Origin of the sequence: Aeromonas sp. FDAARGOS 1409 (assembly GCF_019048705.1) — a bacterium.
Taxonomy (GTDB): Bacteria; Pseudomonadota; Gammaproteobacteria; order Enterobacterales; family Aeromonadaceae; genus Aeromonas; species Aeromonas sanarellii.
In genome coordinates this window covers 979,514-994,225 of the sequence record NZ_CP077395.1, presented here as the reverse complement: position 1 = coordinate 994,225, position 14,712 = coordinate 979,514, and the positions used below count along the sequence as shown (strand labels likewise).

The window sequence follows — 14,712 nt, the reverse complement described above, 5'->3', positions numbered from 1 at the left end:
CCGGGGCGGGTTTGTCTCTAGCATGGAGGGGAGGCGGAGCCGGGCTCCGTCAAACTGGATGATGGACGAAGTGCGCCTTGCGGACTTCTGGCGGAGAGAAAAGATGAAGCTGCGTTCCTTGTTGATGGTGGGTGCCCTGTTGCTGGGCGGTTGTGCGGTCAATCCCTATGGGGGGACGCCTGCACCGGTCGGAGAGCCGGACAAGCCGGTGACCAAACCAGAGAAACCCGTGGCCGAGCCTGACAAGGCCGAGCCGGTGCCGGCGCTCAAGCCGGTGGCGCCGACGGGGCTGGCGGTCTCCATGGCGGACGCCTTCCTGAAGTCTGCCGAGGTGCAGTCGATCGCGGGCAGCAGCCCGGTGCTGCTGCTGATGGCACCCCAGAACGGTACAGGTGAGCCTTTCAGTACCCAGCCCATGGCGGTGGCCATGATCCAGCGCATTCAGGCCAACAGCGGCTTTCGCTTCGCCGACCCGGGCCAGGTGGCGGCCATCACGGGTCAGCTCGAATACCAGCAGGGGGGCATGAACCCCGCCTCCCTGGTGCGCCTGGGTCGCCAGACCGGGGCGGGCTACATGCTCTACGGGGATCTCGTCTCCGAGGGGAGCCGCTACCGGCTCGCCATGAGCCTGATGGATCTCAAGAGCGGCGAGCTGCTCTGGAACGCCAGCCGCTCCGCCGCCCGCTGATACCTCTCGCCGGATCCCGCTCGGGCGGGAGCCGGCCTCGCCCGTGATATCCCCCGGCCTGTCCTGCGACCGGGGCCGGCTTGCCGATGTTGCAGGCGGCCTCCTCCGCCTTTCCCATGCGCCGTCGATGCGCAGTACCAACTGATCGATCATGGCCCGGCGGCGGATCTTCCCTTCTGTGCGATACTCCGTGAGTCCTGTATAACAGGGGGAGCCTCCCCTCAGATAACAAGGAGCACGGATGGCCCTCACAGTGGCACAACTCTATGAAGTGATGGCCCAGCTGCCGGATCCCGTCTTCATCCTCAGCGAAGACGGTTATTACATCGAATACATCGGCGGGGTGGAGCAGCAGTCCTACCAGAACGGCAACCCGCTCATCGGCAGGCGACTGCTGGACGTGCTGCCCGAGGACAAGGCCCTGTGGGTGATGGCGCAGGTGGCCCAGGCCCTCGCCAGCGGCCAGGTGCAGGTGGTGGAGTATGACCTCTCCCCCGCCGAGGTGGACGGCATCGATGCCGAGGCGGGCCCCCAGGGGATGCAGCGCTTCGAGGGCAAGATAGCGCCGCTGCCCTCCCTCTACGACGGCAAGCGGGCGGTGGCCTGGGTGACCCGCAGCATCACCCGCCAGCACGAGCTGCAACAGCGGCTCAAGCGGCTCGGGGAGACGGATCAGCTCACCGGCCTCTACAACCGCCACTTCTTCTTCGAACACTATCACCACAGGGTGCAGGGGCAGCAGCTCACCGGCCTCATCATGCTGGATCTCGACCACTTCAAGCAGATCAACGATCGCTTCGGCCACCAGACCGGGGACAGGGTGCTGTGCCGCGTCTGCGACTGCGTGGCCGCCCAGCTGCGGGGGGAGGATCTCTTCGTGCGCAGCGGCGGCGAGGAGTTCCTGATCCTGTTACCGCAGATAGACGAGGGGATACTGCTGAAGGTGGCTGAGCGGATCCGCGCCGCGGTGGCGGCCCTGGCGCCGGATCCCGCCCCCGTGACTGTGAGCCTGGGCACCACCCTGATCCGGCCGGGAGAGGATCTCGGCACCGTGCTGGCCCGGGCGGACGAGTGGCTCTATCGGGCCAAGCGGGGCGGGCGCAACCGGGTGGCCCACGCAGGGGATCCCTGAAAGGCACCCAGGCTTGCAACGAAAGAGGGCGACATAGTGTCGCCCTCTTTCATTTGTCTGCGTCTGGGCGCCGTTTCAGCCAAACAGCGTCGAGATATTCTGGCCCGCCATCAGCAGGCCGATGGCCAGCGCGCTGAACCAGACCAGGGTGGCACTCACCAGGGCGTAGCCGAGGGCGACGAAAAGACCGTCCCGCTGCAGCATGCCGATGGCCAGCAGCAGGATGGCCCAGGCGGGCATGGCGTTGGTGAAGGGAATGGCGCCAAGGGGCAGCATCAGCAGCAGGGCCGCCAGCATGATCAGCAGGCCGTTGCAGCGGTTGATGGCGTAGCTGCCGGTCAGGATCAGCAGGCGCGGCCGGATGAGGCGGTCGATGCGGGCCAGCAGATCCGCCCCCTTGTGCAGGGCCGGTTTGATGTGCTCGGCGGCGAAGCGGCGCTCCATCAGGACGGCGGGCAGCCAGGGCACCCGGTTGAGGGTGATGCCGATGCCGATGAAGAGGATCAGCAGCCCGAACGGGGTGCTGACGCCGGGGATGGAGACCGGCAGCAGGAAGGGGACGGTGAGCAGCACGCAAAACAGCAGCATGCCCTGTTCGCCTACCAGGGCCAGCATCTGGCGCAGGCTGATGTGGCTCTCCTCGATGGCGTGGGCGGTGGCCCTCAGGGTATCGGCAAGTGTGCTTTGGGGGTCGTTGAGTTGCGCGGCAACCATTCCTGGGATCCTCATCCTGTTGACGCCACCTCTGTGGCGCCGCCAGCTTACGCAGCAGAGGTTAATCCCAGATGAATAATGTGAACCGGCGCAAGAAATGGATCTCGGGGCCGGGGACCCAACGGGGTGATACAGGCCCCATCAAGGGCGAGCGTCGCAGGCTCTGATATGCTTTTCGCATATTTTTGTCAAAGGGAGAGGACCATGAGGGGAGCGAAGAGGATGGTGTCGGGGTTGTTGCTGCCCCTAGCGGGCTGGGCTGCCGAGCCCCCCGTGCCTGGCTGGCAGCTGACGCCCTTTGCGGGATACAGCTCGTCCATCGACTTCGAGGCCATGGACGAACCCGAGCCCACGCCCCATGGCGGCGACCTCGACAGCCTGCAGGGGGAGAGCTCGGGCAGCTGGGGCCTCTTCATCAGCAGGGAGGTGGACGATCCGGGCATGATAGAGCTGCTCTACAGCCACCAGTCGACCCGGGTGTCCCCCGAGCTGCCCGACAGGCTGACGGTGGATACCCTGCACTTCGCCGGGGCCCTGTTTCTCTCCGACAACCTGATGGCGCCCTATCTAGGCGCGGGGATAGGGGTGACCCGCTTCGATGCCTACGACAGCGAGACGGCTCCCTCCATGTCCCTGGCGCTCGGGGTGCAGCCGCGCCTGGCCGAACACCTGGCGCTGCGGGCCGAGGTGCGCGGCTACGGCTCCCTGGTCAACGACGACAGCGCGTTTCTCTGCAACCCCGAGGTCTGCGCCTTCCGGGTGCGGGGAGAGCTGATCACCCAGTGGCAGGCCAATATCGGCTTGACCCTGAGGTTCTGAGCCCCGCTCGGGCTAGACGATGCCCTTGGTGAGGCGACTCAGGGGCTCGTTGACGTCGAACACCTTGTACTGCACCGCGCTGGCGCCCATGGCGAGCACCCGCTGCTCGTGCATGGTGGCGTAGGCGAGGGCGCTTCCCTCATCCTCGAACAGATAGATGCCGCCCGCCTCGCCGGTGCGCGGGTTTTCGGTCCAGATCTTGGAGATGAAGCCGGGCTCCCGGGTGATGGAGTCGGCCAGCGGCATGGCCGCAGCAGTGAGGGCTGGTCCCATCATCTCGGCGGGGAAGTTGAAATGGATCTGCAGCAGGCTGGGCATGATAAACCTCTCGTGGGTGTTGATTGACGGAATCCGCATCATAGGAAGCCGGCATCTTGGCTGCAAGAAGGCACATTTTCGTGGCATAGTTACCGCAAAGTAACCACTCACGAGCCATACCGTGCCCTCACTGCCCTGTCCCGCCTATCAGGTATTGCGCCTGCTGACCGGCAAATGGAAGCCGGCCATTCTGTTTCATCTGCGCGAAAAGACCCTGCGCTTCGGCGATCTGCGCCGCTGCCTGCCCGAGGTGAGCCAGAAGGTGCTCACCGCCCAGCTCAAGGAGCTGGAGAGCGACGGTGTCATCATCCGCACCCTCTACCCGGACGTGCCGCCCAGGGTGGAGTACAGCCTGAGCCCGCTTGGCGTCGCCCTGCTCCCCCTGCTCCAGCAGATGCACGATTTTGCGCTGAACCACGCCGACCTGCTGGCCGGTCAGGGTCCTGTTTCTAGCGAGCCCGCAGCAACCGGCGGCTGAGGGCGGTGGTCGCCAGCAGCCGGTAGCCGAGCAGGGTGAGAGCCAGCAGCGCGGGCACCTTGAGGAGTTCCCACCACACCAGCTTGCCCTGGGGGCCGAAGATCATCAGCCACACCACCAGCATCATGTGCAGACAGTAGAGGCCGAGCACCTTGGGCGCCTGGCGCTCCAGCCAGCTGTCCTTGCCCCACGCCGGGTTGGCCAGCAGCAGGCCGAACAGCCCCAGCGCCCAGGGCAGGGAGCCCAGCAGGAAGTCGTGACGAGCGAGGGGGACGGCGGCAACGCGCAGCAGGCCTGCGGCCTCCAGGGCGTAAAGCCCCATCCCCGCCACCATCATCAGGGCGCAGCGCCTGGCGTCCGGCTGCCAGGTGCGCAGGCGCAGCTCGGCACCCAGGGCCACGAAGAGCAGGGAGAAGAAGGGGCCGTTGCGGGTCAGCAGGGCCCATTCGCCCCCCAGCAGCGGGCCATAGGAGCCGCCGATCAGGGCCAGTCCGTAGAGCAGGGCGCCCAGCAGCAGGGCCAGTCTCGGCAGGCGGGCCTGCTGGCAGAGCCCCAGGATCAGCACAGCCACCATCAGGGCGGGCAGGAACCAGAGGTGGATCATGCCGCCCACCCACCAGACGTTGAGCGGATCCCCCAGCTGCATCTGCCACTGGCCCGCCATGGCGGACAGGTAGCCCTCGCTCACCGCCGCGACCGGATTGAAGGGCACCAGCAGATAGAGCAGGCTCCAGGCCAGCCAGAGCCCCAGCAGGGGGCGGCAGTAGCGCAGTGCGACCGTCAGTGGGTGACCCGCGGCGAGGACGGGTTGCAAGAAGTAGCCGGCGCACAGGAAGAAGAGCGGCACCGCGAAGCGGCAGAGCTGATTGATGACGGCCCCGAGCAGGGGGTAGGGCGTGCCGTCCCACAGGGCGGGATCGAAGGGGTTGCTGAAGGGGGAGAGATGAATGGTCATCACGGCCAGGATGGCCACCACTCGCCCGCATTCGATGCTGGAGATGCGCATGATTCCTCGCGGTGTTCGGGATCTGGGCGCACCCTATCAGCCGCAGGCGACCCCCATCCAGCCGCCAGGCCGCCAACTGTGACCCCGCTCGTGACCGGTTACCCTTTGTTACCTCGGCCGACGGGGTGTTACTCCGTGGATGCCGGTCGCGGGCTGCGGCTCAGAGCAGGGCCACCAGCACGGTGACCAGGGCGCCCAGCAGCAACAGGGCGATGCCGCGACCGGCGGGGCCGTGCAGCTTGTTCCACATCAGCAGGCTGGTGAGGGCCAGCAGCAGCATGGCCAGCGCCGCCAGATCTCCCACCAGTTGCCAGGGCAGGCCGGTGCCCATGCCGCGGTGCAGCCGGTTGAGGCTGGCGGCGAAGTTGGCCTGCTGCAGCTCGGTGCGCACCAGCAGGGTGCCTTCCACATAGCTGGCGGCCACGCTCTGGCTGAGAGTGACGCCGCGCAGCTCCCAGCGGGCCGGCAGGGTGAGGGGGCCGGATGGCGTGGGCAGGGTCTGGGGCGGAGTGATCTGGGGTCGCCCCTCCTCGAATACCTCCGCATAGCGTTGTTGCAGCAGGGCCTTCAGTTCATCCGGGCTGGCCAGCGGCGTGCTCAGCACTATCTCCTCGCTGGATTTCCCGGTGTGGGGGCCCGGCAGGGGCAGCACGGCCCTGTGTTGCAGCCAGAGGCCGGTGAGGCCGTAGAGCAGCATCAGGGTGAGGGTGGCAAAGCCGGCCCAGGCGTGGATGCGGCGCACCCACTTGTTGTTGTGCAGGGGGAGTCTTCTGGGTGTCATTGCTCGTGTGTCACAGAGAGCCTGGCCAGCGAAAGGCTGGCCAGGGGAGGGGAGAGTCAGAAACGGTAGGCGGCGGTCAGGTGCAGCTGACGGGGCGTGCCCGGCATGATCTGGGCCGCGCTGGTGGCACTGACGAAGTAGTCGTGATCGGTCAGGTTCTCCACGCTCAGCTGGGCTTCCCACTGGGGCCAGCGGTAGCCGGCACGGGCGTCGAAGCGGGCGTAACCGGGCAAGGTGGTGGTGTTGGCGTTGTCGGCGAAGCGATCCCCCACCGCCGTCACCCCGGTCTCGCCGAACCAGCCCTGCTTGCCACTCTGGTAGCCGGCGAACAGCTGGCCGTTCTGGCGGGAGACGTTCATCGGCCGCTTGCCTTGCAGGTCCGCGTCTGCCTTGACCTGCTCGGCATCCTGGATGGCGATGCCGCCGCGCAGATAGATCTCGTCGGTCAGCTGGGCACGGGCGCTCAGCTCGATGCCGTCGGTGCGCTGCAGACCGGTGAGGATCACCCGGGTGGGATCCAGCGGATCCTTGCTGCGCTTGTTGTACATCTCCAGCCGGTAGAGGGAGAGGGTGGTGGCGAGGCGGCCGTTCAGCCAGTCGCTCTTCACGCCCCCTTCATAGAGCCGGGTGTGCTGGGGATCCAGCTGGTTGTTCTTGTCCCCCGGGGTGATGCCGATAAGCTCCCCACCCACCGGGGTGAAGGTCTTGCTGTAGGAGGTGTAGAAGGCGTGCTCCTCGATGGGGTTCCACACCAGGCCCAGGCGCGGGCTCAGGCTGGTGACCGAGAGGGTCTCCTCCTTGTCGAGGTCGTTGCGGCGGCTGGTGACGGTGAAGTCATCCCGGCGCAGACCCGCCAGCAGGTGCCAGTCGCCCAGGCTGAGCTGATCCTGCACGTAGAGGCCATAGCCGCGCACCCTGTGATGGGCGTCGCTGGAGAGCTTCATGGCGCCGTCATAGGTGGGCAGGGAGCCCGGATCGTAGAGATCGCCCGGTGGGATCGGGCTGGCGTTCTGGTAGAGCTTGGGGGTGCGCTCCTGCCAGCCCTGCTCCAGGCCCACCAGCAGGCGATGGGCGATGGGGCCGGTCTGCAGCTGGCCTTCCGCCTCGGTGTTGCTGGTGAGGCTGCTGGCCTTGAGATCCTGCTGCCAGCGGGCGCGGGTCACCTTGTCACCCTTGACGCTGGTGACGTAGGTGTTGTCGAACTGGCTGTCGAGGGTGGTGTAGCCGAGCTGCTGGCGCAGCTGCCACTGATCGTGGAGGTCCCAGGTGAAGCGGGAGCGGGTGGATTGGGCCGCATCGTCGATGAAGTCGCGACGGGTGTCGCTGTAGACGCTCTCGATGGGCACGTCGGCCGGGCGACCATCGACGCCGGGAATGCCGCGATCCGGGGTGCGATCGTGCTCGTTGCGCTCGTACTGCACCAGCCAGTTCAGGGTGTCGGTGATCTCCCAGTTGACGGAGGGGGCCAGCAGGGTGCGCTTGCTGGTCACGTCGTCGCGAAAGCTCTCCTTGTCCTCCTGGGCCAGGTTCAGGCGCACCTGTACACGCTCTCCTGCCTCGCCGTTGAGATCTGCGGCGAAGCGTCGGCTGTCGAAGCTGCCGACCCGGGCGCTGACGCTGGAGGCCTGCCCTTTCTGGGGAACCTTGCTGACCCGGTTGACGATGCCGCCCGTGCTGCCACGGCCGTAGAGCACGGCGGCGGGGCCCTTGAGCACTTCGACCCGCTCGATGTTGCCAAGGTCGCGGGTGTATTGCATGTCGTCCCGCAGGCCGTCGAGGTAGAAGTCGTTGCTGGCGCTGAAACCGCGGATGGTGACGCCGTCGAAACGGGTGTCACCGCTGGCGTTGACGCCGGGGATGCCGGTCAGGGCTTCACTCAGGGTGGGCTGGCCGAAGGCGGTCAGCTCGCTCGCCTTGACGCTCTCGATGCTCTGGGGCACCAGCTTGGCCGGGGTGGCGGTGCGGGTGGCGGTAGCGACCTCCTGGTGCTGGCTGCGTTTGCCGACCACGGTCAGGGTTTCGTCTTCGGCGCGGGGGCTGGCGCAAACCGCCAGCAAGGCGGCGCCCAGCAGGGCGCGCGGGGGGTTGGAATGGTTCATCTGGGAGTGACTCTTTGTCGACCAATCGGCCTGAACTTGTTGATTTATTTGTAATTATTGATTTCTCTCATCGCGAGAGGTCGCTAATGATATTGATTTTCATTTGCCTTGCAAGGAGAAGATGCAAGAAAAAGAGATCATTGGCGGGCAGGCACTGAGGGGGCTGGAACCTCGGGGAAGAGGCCGGGGGAGCCTTGGTTCGGTTCGGAGGGGACGCTACCATGGTAGCCTCGCGCCTTGGCGCACCATCCGGCACACACAGGGAGAGAAACATGGTTGAGATCATCAGGGCGGATCTGCACAACCCTCGCCACGGCGAGGCGCTGATCGCGATGCTGGACGAATACGCCAGGGACGAGATGGGGGGCGGCAATGCGCTGGCGGACGAGGTGAAGGCAAATCTGGCCGACGCCCTGGCCGCGCGACCCGGTGCCCATGTGCTGCTGGCCTGGGTCGATGGGGAGCCCGCTGGCGTTGCCACCTGCTTCGAGGGTTTTTCGACCTTCGCCTGCCGGCCCCTGCTCAATATCCACGATCTGGCGGTGCACCCTGCCCAGCGCGGCCGCGGCATCGGCAAGCGGCTGCTGGCGGAGGCGGAGCGGCTCGCCCGGGAGCTCGGTTGCTGCAAGCTGACCCTGGAGGTGCTGGAGGGGAACAAGGTGGCCCAGGCCGCCTACAAGGCGAGCGGTTTTGCGGGCTATGAGCTCATTCCCGAGGTGGGCCGGGCCCTGTTCTGGCAGAAGAAGCTCTGAGCCGCAGTGACAATGCGATCTCGCCAAATGAAAAACGGCGCGCAGAGTGCTCTGCGCGCCGTGTCGTCAGGTGGTTGCCGACTTAGAAGTCGTAGCGGGCCGCCAGCTGGAAGTCATCCTTGGTGTTCAGCTTGCCGCTGTCATTGCTGTCGAGGTTGTTGATGCGGTACTCGCCGATGACGCGCAGGTTCTTGTTGAACTTGTACTGGGCACCCAGGGTGTAGTAGTCGATGGAGTCGTAGTCGGACTTGCCGCTCTGCTCCACCTTCTGCTTGTTCCACAGGGCCATCAGGCCGAAGCCGTTCTCGAAGTTGTAACCCAGCGCCCCTTCCCAGCCGGTGTGATCCTTGCCGGTGGCCAGGAAGTCGCTGCCGTCGGCATAGCTCAGGGCGGCGTAGACGGCCTTGTTGTCGTACTTGGCGGAGAGCAGCCACAGCTTGGCATCCTCTTCACCGCTCTTGTCGCGGATCCCCACGTTGTAGGCGGTACCCAGGGCCAGGTTGAACGGGAAGGTATAGGCCAGGGCGGCGCCGTAGGCGGCATCGCTGTCCTTGCTGGTGGTCTCTTCGGTGTCACCGCCGTCGAACTTGTAGCTGGTGTCGATCTGGAAGCCGTTGAACAGGCCGGAGTACTTCAGCACCGAGCCGGCACGGTTGGTAGCGAAGGTGTCGGTCTTGGCGCCCAGCGCCTCGTTGCCGTAGCCGTCGGAGAGGGAGACATCGGTCCAGTCCGCCAGGAAACCCGGGGCCCCCTTCTGGCGACCGAAGGTGACGTTGCCCCATTCGGCACCCACCCCGGCGAAGGCCAGACGGGTGCGCATGTTGTCGGAGTTTTCGCTGACGGTCTTCTCGCTGTCGTTGATGTACATCTGCAGCTCGTACTGGGCCAGCGCCTTGAGACCCGGGTTGATCTCGCTCTCTGCCTTGGCACCCAGGCGGACAAACTGGTTGGCACCCTGCTTGTCGCTGTACTCGTTCTTGATGTCGCCATTGGCATCCAGCTCCTTCTTCTCGCCGAAGAACTGGCCGGCGTAGATGCGACCGTAGAGGTCGAGCAGGGTGCTTTCGTTCTTGTAGACTTCGACGGCTTGGGCCTGGAAGGCGGCGGTGAGAGCCAATGTCACTACTGTGAGCTTTTTCATCATGATCCCTTGTGTTGCAAGCTGCTGTTTTAAAAGACGGGGCCATGCTAGAAGCGGCTGATGACGGCGGGGTGACGGTGCGGTGAACAAGCCGTGGCAGTTTGGTGTCAATTGGATGAAATTCCGCGATTTATATGGCTGGCCGCCACTTTTATGCGCAAAGGTTTGCCCTTGTGATAGAATGCCGCCCGTTTTCGAGCTCCTAAGGTTGGATATGCGATGAGACGTGAACTGGCAATCGAATTTTCCCGAGTGACGGAAGCGGCTGCACTGGCCGGCTACAAGTGGCTCGGACGTGGTGACAAGAATATCGCCGATGGCGCGGCCGTGGCGGCCATGCGCCACATCCTCAATCAGATCCAGATCGATGGCGAGATTGTGATCGGCGAAGGGGAGATCGACGAAGCCCCCATGCTCTACATCGGCGAGAAGGTGGGCACGGGTCAGGGCGACGCCGTGGACATCGCGGTCGACCCCATCGAGGGAACCCGCATGACCGCCATGGGGCAGGCCAATGCCCTGGCCGTGCTGGCGGTGGGCGACAAGGGCTCCTTCCTCAAGGCCCCCGACATGTACATGGAAAAGCTGATCGTGGGCCCCAAGGCGAGAGGCGCCATCGATCTCGATCAGGCCCTGGAGCTGAACCTCAAGGCCGTGGCCAAGGCGCTCGGCAAGCCCCTCTCCCGTCTGACCGTCATCACCCTGGCCAAGCCGCGTCATGACAAGGCGATCAAGGAGATGCAGGGGCTGGGAGTGCGGGTGTTCGCCATTCCCGACGGCGACGTGGCCGCCTCCATCCTCACCTGTCTGCCGGACAGCGAAGTGGACATGCTCTACGGCATCGGTGGGGCACCGGAAGGGGTGATCTCCGCCGCGGTGATCCGTGCCCTGGACGGCGACATGCAGGCTCGCCTGATCCCCCGCCACCAGGTCAAGGGTGACAGCCCCGAGGTGCGCGCCCTGGGTGAACAGGAGATCGCCCGCTGCGAGGCGCTGGGCATCGACGTGAGCAAGGTGCTCAAGCTCGAAGATCTGGCCAAGAATGACAACGTCATCTTCTCGGCCACCGGCATCACCAAGGGTGATCTGCTGGAAGGGATCACCAGCGACGGCGTCATGGCCACCACCGAGACCCTGCTGATCCGCGGCAAATCGCGCACCATCCGTCGTATCAAGTCGATCCACTTCCTGGATCGCAAAGACAGCGTGGTACGCGATATCATCCTGTGATGCGCTGACTCCCGCAGCAAAAAGCCCGGCACTTCCGGGCTTTTTGCGCTCTGCAGGGCGCCAGGGTGCCTGGGCAGGGATAAGGCTTAGGAGAAACCGGACTCCTTGCTACACTGCGGTGCCATACAGAGGAAAAATCACATGGAATGTCGTCAGGGATGCGGTGCCTGCTGCATCGCCCCCAGCATCAGCAGTGCCATTCCCGGCATGCCGGACGGCAAACCGGCCGGCGTGCCCTGCGTGCAGCTCGATGTGCACCTGGGGTGCAAGATCTTCGGCCAGCCCGAGCGCCCGGCGGTGTGCGGCGGCTTTCAGCCCATGGCGGATGTGTGCGGCTCCCATCGTCAGGAAGCCATCTGGCTGATCGGCGAGCTGGAGCGGCTGACCGCCTGAGCCCTTGACCCTCTCCCTCGGGGAAAGAGTGTCTGCTTGTACCCCTTCATCTCCGCCCCTTCTCCTGCAAGGGGAGAAGAGAGCCGCCATTCGGAACAATACCAATAAAAGAGGCCGCAATTGCGGCCTCTTTTTTGTCTCCCGTGACCGGCAAGGTCAGATGTCCGCCAGTTGCAGGGCCTGACGGTAATACTCGTTGGCCTTGTTGGTGAGCCTGCGCTTGTCCATCACCTGGCCGAGGGCGTGGTAGAGGGCGGCATCCGGTGCCTTCGCCACCTCCTGCTCCAGCAGGCGCTGGGCTTCGTCCAGCTGACCGGCCAGCAGGCAGACCCGTGCCAGCGCCGCTTCGGCGCCCGGCTGATCCTGGATCTTTCTGAGCAGGGCCAGCATGGGCTGGTAGTCGTCCAGCTTGAGCCTGGGCAGGCGGGCGAACAGCTCGGGGGAGGGATCCTTGCGCAGGGCCTCCAGCCAGAGATCGGCGGCCTCGGCATCGGCGCCCAGCCGGCGCAGGTGATCCCCGTAGCTGGCCAGCAGCACGGGCTCCTGGCGCAGCTTGCGGGGCATCCCCTGCCAGACCGGGCGCAGGGTCTCCAGCGCACCGCTGGCGGCCTCCAGCCGGCCGGTCCAGGCCTGGTGCAGCAGGGCCTCCTCCTGCTGGGCCGTCAGTTTGCCCACCTTGCGCAGGGCCGGGGCGAGATCGGTCAGGGCCGTCCAGTCCTCACGGGCAAGGTACACCTGACGCAGCTGATCCAGCACCATGGGGTGACGTGGATGCAGGGCATAGATGGATTCGAGGCGACCGAGGGCGCTGTCGTACTGCCCCTGCTCGATCTGCAGCTGGGTCTGGATCAGGGTCAGTGCCAGCTCCGCCTTGGGGTTCTCCTCCTGTGCCTTTTGCAGGTAGTGATCCCGGCGTACGTCATCCCCACGGGCCTGGGCCACCCGGGCGGCGCTCAGGTAGTTGAGCAGCGGGGTGTCGCTGTTGTCGGCGCCCTTGATGAGCAGCTTCTCGGCCTGGTTGTAGTGCCCCTCGGCCATGGCCAGGGTGGCGTTGACGGTTTGCAGGTTCGCCTTGCGGCGTCGGCGGGAACCGAACCAGCCTTGCGTCTTGCGGCGCAGGCCGAACACCCGGCCGAGCAGCCACTCGACGATGAGCAGGGCGCCGTAGAACAGTACCGCCAGGATCACCGCGCTGGTGACCGAGGACTCCACCGTGTAGTTGCCGAGCGAGATGAGCACATAGCCCTTGTTGCCTGAGGCTTCGGGACCGAAGACGAGGCCCGCCACCATGACGGCGACGATGACGATCAGACGAATCATGGTCTCCTCCTCAGTTGCCGGCCAGGATGCGTTGCAGGCGCTCGGTCAGCACCTGCTCCAGCATGGCCTGGGTCTTGAACTGATCCGGATAGTCGAACTGGATCTGCTCCCCTTTGAGCTTGTCGAGCTCGGTCTGCATGTAGTGGGTGGCGCTGTTGTCGGTGTCGAAGTATTGGGTCAGCCAGCGCTGGGCCTTCTCCAGGCTGTCGGTGTAGAGCGCCTGCTGCTCCCGATAGACGGCGAGCTGGGCCTGCAGCAGCTTGGTCTTGAGGTTCTCCCGCAGGAAGATCTCCTGCTGCGGGGAGAGCAGGGCCTCCACGGCGCCGTCGCGGCGGCGGATGGTGATGAAGTTCTCGGTGAACTTGACCCAGTTCTTCTTGAGATTGCTCTGCCATTCGTCCGGGTTGGTGCTGACGGTCTGGTCGGGCTCGCTCTTGGCTTCGGGCATGCTGACGGTGGAGAGGGGTAGCAGCTCGATCTGGTCCGAGAGGGCGGCCAGCTTCAGGGTCAGCCCCTCGCGATCGACCCGCGGCATCCCCTTGAGCTGGGCGATGTCTTCCGCCAGCGCCTTGCGAATGGGCATAAGGCTGGGATCGTTGAGCGCCTTGATGCGCTCGTCGGCATTGCCGAGCAAGGTGATGGCGGAGATAAGGTCATGCTCGAGCCACAGCTTGCGGCCCGCCATGCGGACCAGGTATTCGGATTCGGCCAGCATCCAGTCGTTGGGCCTCTTGTCGTCGAGATCCAGCACCTTGGTCTGCAGGGCGCCCAGGGCCTCCTGCAACTGCTGCTGGCTCTTGCCGAGGGCGCCGATCTGTTCGGCATCCTTGCTGCTGCTCTGCTCCAGCTTGCCCATGACCTCGGCCAGCTGCTGCTTGAGGGCGCCTATCTCCCCCTGCTGGGTGACGGCATTCTTGTGGCCGTGCAGGTAGAGGCCGCCGGTCAGGCCGAGGGCCAGCAGGATGGCGATGCCGCCGAGCACGGCGCCGGAGCCGCCCTTCTTGCCGGCAGGGGCCTTCTGGCCTGGCTTGTTGTTGTCGGCCACGGGGGCCGCGGCACTCGGCTGGACTTCTTGCTGTTCAGTCATTCCATCTTCCTCAGTTCCAGGGCGGCCACCAGAGCCTGGTTGGATGCACCTTGGGCAATCACGATACGGGTAAAACCAGCTCCCTCGGCCATCTCGGCCACCCGGGGACTGGGCACCACCAGCAGGCGGTCATGGAGCCAGGGGTGCTGCGGGCCGGGCACCAGGGCCAGCAACCGCTGCAGCAGTTCACCGCTGGTGATGAGCAGGCTGTCGAGGCCGGCCGCCTGCCAGCGGCGGGTCAATGCGTCCCCGTCAAGATCGGGGTAGTGGCGCTCGTAGGTGGCACAATAGTGCACCAGTGCGCCGCGTGAGGCCAGCGTCCGGGCGATGAGATCCCGCCCGTCGTTGCCGCGCAGGATCAGTACCCGCTTGCCGTTCACCTGTTGCAGGTCGGGCAGGGTCAGCAGGCCTTCGCTGCGGGGATCGTCCGGGCACCGCGCCTGGATGCCCGCCTCGGCGAAGGCGTCCGCGCTGGCCTGGCCGACCGCAAAGTACTCAATATGTGGCCAGGTCTGACCAGTTTGCAACAGAAAATGATGAGCAAAATGAACTGCATGCACGCTGACGGCGATAACGAGGTCGGCATTTTGCAGCATGTCAGCCAGGCGGGGGAGGTCGCTGCCCGCCACGGTTTCCAGCAGCGGGCAGCAGAGCGGTGCGTGGCCCTGCTGGCGCAGCAGTGTCGCCAGCTCGGCGGCCTGGGCGGCCGGGCGCACCACCAGGGGGACCATCAGATCTTCCCCATCGCCAGGGA

Annotated in this window: 16 protein-coding genes; 7 read left to right on the top strand and 9 right to left on the bottom strand. The window is 65.5% G+C overall.

Annotated features, from left to right (window positions below; genetic code table 11):
* Positions 1–103 precede the first annotated feature (103 nt).
* Together I6L39_RS04735 and I6L39_RS04730 are read left to right on the top strand one after the other, a co-directional pair.
* Entirely contained in the window at positions 104–688 is a 585-nt protein-coding gene (locus I6L39_RS04735) for a penicillin-binding protein activator LpoB (RefSeq protein WP_216991181.1), read from the top strand.
* Positions 689–929: 241 nt separating this feature from the next.
* Positions 930–1,820 (top strand): sensor domain-containing diguanylate cyclase, encoded by an 891-nt coding sequence (locus I6L39_RS04730; RefSeq protein WP_216991180.1) that lies wholly within the window; start codon positions 930–932, stop codon positions 1,818–1,820.
* 75 nt (positions 1,821–1,895) lie between these two features.
* Here I6L39_RS04730 and I6L39_RS04725 read toward each other — a convergent pair whose 3' ends face one another.
* On the bottom strand, positions 1,896–2,534 hold the full coding sequence (locus tag I6L39_RS04725; protein ID WP_042077924.1) for an exopolysaccharide biosynthesis protein: 639 nt from the start codon (positions 2,532–2,534) through the stop codon (positions 1,896–1,898).
* A gap of 204 nt (positions 2,535–2,738) precedes the next feature.
* Between I6L39_RS04725 and I6L39_RS04720 the strand changes: the two genes are divergently transcribed.
* Complete coding sequence (locus I6L39_RS04720) at positions 2,739–3,353, top strand: outer membrane beta-barrel protein (protein WP_216991179.1); 615 nt, start codon at positions 2,739–2,741, stop codon at positions 3,351–3,353.
* 12 nt (positions 3,354–3,365) lie between these two features.
* On the opposite strand, the gene I6L39_RS04715 is transcribed toward I6L39_RS04720, so the two are convergent.
* Positions 3,366–3,671 (bottom strand): monooxygenase, encoded by a 306-nt coding sequence (locus tag I6L39_RS04715; RefSeq protein ID WP_103858777.1) that lies wholly within the window; start codon positions 3,669–3,671, stop codon positions 3,366–3,368.
* Between the two features lie 121 nt (positions 3,672–3,792).
* On the opposite strand from I6L39_RS04715, the gene I6L39_RS04710 reads away from it, so the two are divergent.
* Positions 3,793–4,149 carry a helix-turn-helix domain-containing protein gene (locus I6L39_RS04710; protein ID WP_216991178.1) on the top strand — a complete coding sequence of 119 codons (357 nt, stop codon included), beginning with the start codon at positions 3,793–3,795 and terminating at the stop codon, positions 4,147–4,149.
* On the opposite strand, the gene I6L39_RS04705 is transcribed toward I6L39_RS04710, so the two are convergent.
* From I6L39_RS04705 to I6L39_RS04695, 3 genes are all read right to left on the bottom strand, one after another.
* On the bottom strand, positions 4,121–5,155 hold the full coding sequence (locus I6L39_RS04705; protein WP_216991177.1) for an acyltransferase: 1,035 nt from the start codon (positions 5,153–5,155) through the stop codon (positions 4,121–4,123). The two genes, I6L39_RS04710 and I6L39_RS04705, sit on opposite strands and share 29 nt — an antisense overlap.
* A gap of 160 nt (positions 5,156–5,315) precedes the next feature.
* Complete coding sequence (locus I6L39_RS04700; protein ID WP_216991176.1) at positions 5,316–5,936, bottom strand: PepSY-associated TM helix domain-containing protein; 621 nt, start codon at positions 5,934–5,936, stop codon at positions 5,316–5,318.
* Between the two features lie 56 nt (positions 5,937–5,992).
* A complete protein-coding gene (locus I6L39_RS04695) occupies positions 5,993–8,035 on the bottom strand; it encodes a TonB-dependent siderophore receptor (protein ID WP_216991175.1) in 2,043 nt (680 codons plus the stop codon).
* 272 nt (positions 8,036–8,307) lie between these two features.
* Here I6L39_RS04695 and I6L39_RS04690 point away from each other — a divergent pair, with 272 nt between their 5' ends.
* On the top strand, positions 8,308–8,787 hold the full coding sequence (locus tag I6L39_RS04690; RefSeq protein ID WP_216991174.1) for a GNAT family N-acetyltransferase: 480 nt from the start codon (positions 8,308–8,310) through the stop codon (positions 8,785–8,787).
* Positions 8,788–8,869: 82 nt separating this feature from the next.
* Here the strand turns inward: I6L39_RS04690 and I6L39_RS04685 are convergent, their stop codons facing one another.
* Complete coding sequence (locus I6L39_RS04685) at positions 8,870–9,928, bottom strand: porin (protein WP_216991173.1); 1,059 nt, start codon at positions 9,926–9,928, stop codon at positions 8,870–8,872.
* Positions 9,929–10,147: 219 nt separating this feature from the next.
* Here I6L39_RS04685 and glpX point away from each other — a divergent pair, with 219 nt between their 5' ends.
* Together glpX and I6L39_RS04675 are read left to right on the top strand one after the other, a co-directional pair.
* Complete coding sequence (glpX, locus tag I6L39_RS04680; RefSeq protein WP_216991172.1) at positions 10,148–11,158, top strand: class II fructose-bisphosphatase; 1,011 nt, start codon at positions 10,148–10,150, stop codon at positions 11,156–11,158.
* Positions 11,159–11,299: 141 nt separating this feature from the next.
* A complete protein-coding gene (locus I6L39_RS04675; protein WP_042077910.1) occupies positions 11,300–11,551 on the top strand; it encodes a YkgJ family cysteine cluster protein in 252 nt (83 codons plus the stop codon).
* Positions 11,552–11,707: 156 nt separating this feature from the next.
* Here I6L39_RS04675 and I6L39_RS04670 read toward each other — a convergent pair whose 3' ends face one another.
* The 3 genes from I6L39_RS04670 to I6L39_RS04660 are packed head-to-tail and all read right to left on the bottom strand — an operon-like array spanning position 11,708 to position 14,689.
* Positions 11,708–12,871 carry a heme biosynthesis HemY N-terminal domain-containing protein gene (locus I6L39_RS04670; RefSeq protein WP_216991171.1) on the bottom strand — a complete coding sequence of 388 codons (1,164 nt, stop codon included), beginning with the start codon at positions 12,869–12,871 and terminating at the stop codon, positions 11,708–11,710.
* 10 nt (positions 12,872–12,881) lie between these two features.
* Positions 12,882–13,958, bottom strand: a complete 1,077-nt coding sequence (locus I6L39_RS04665) for a uroporphyrinogen-III C-methyltransferase (RefSeq protein WP_216991170.1) — start codon at positions 13,956–13,958, stop codon at positions 12,882–12,884.
* Positions 13,955–14,689 carry a uroporphyrinogen-III synthase gene (locus I6L39_RS04660; RefSeq protein ID WP_216991169.1) on the bottom strand — a complete coding sequence of 245 codons (735 nt, stop codon included), beginning with the start codon at positions 14,687–14,689 and terminating at the stop codon, positions 13,955–13,957. The genes I6L39_RS04665 and I6L39_RS04660 overlap by 4 nt, the downstream gene beginning before the upstream one ends.
* Positions 14,690–14,712 lie beyond the last annotated feature (23 nt).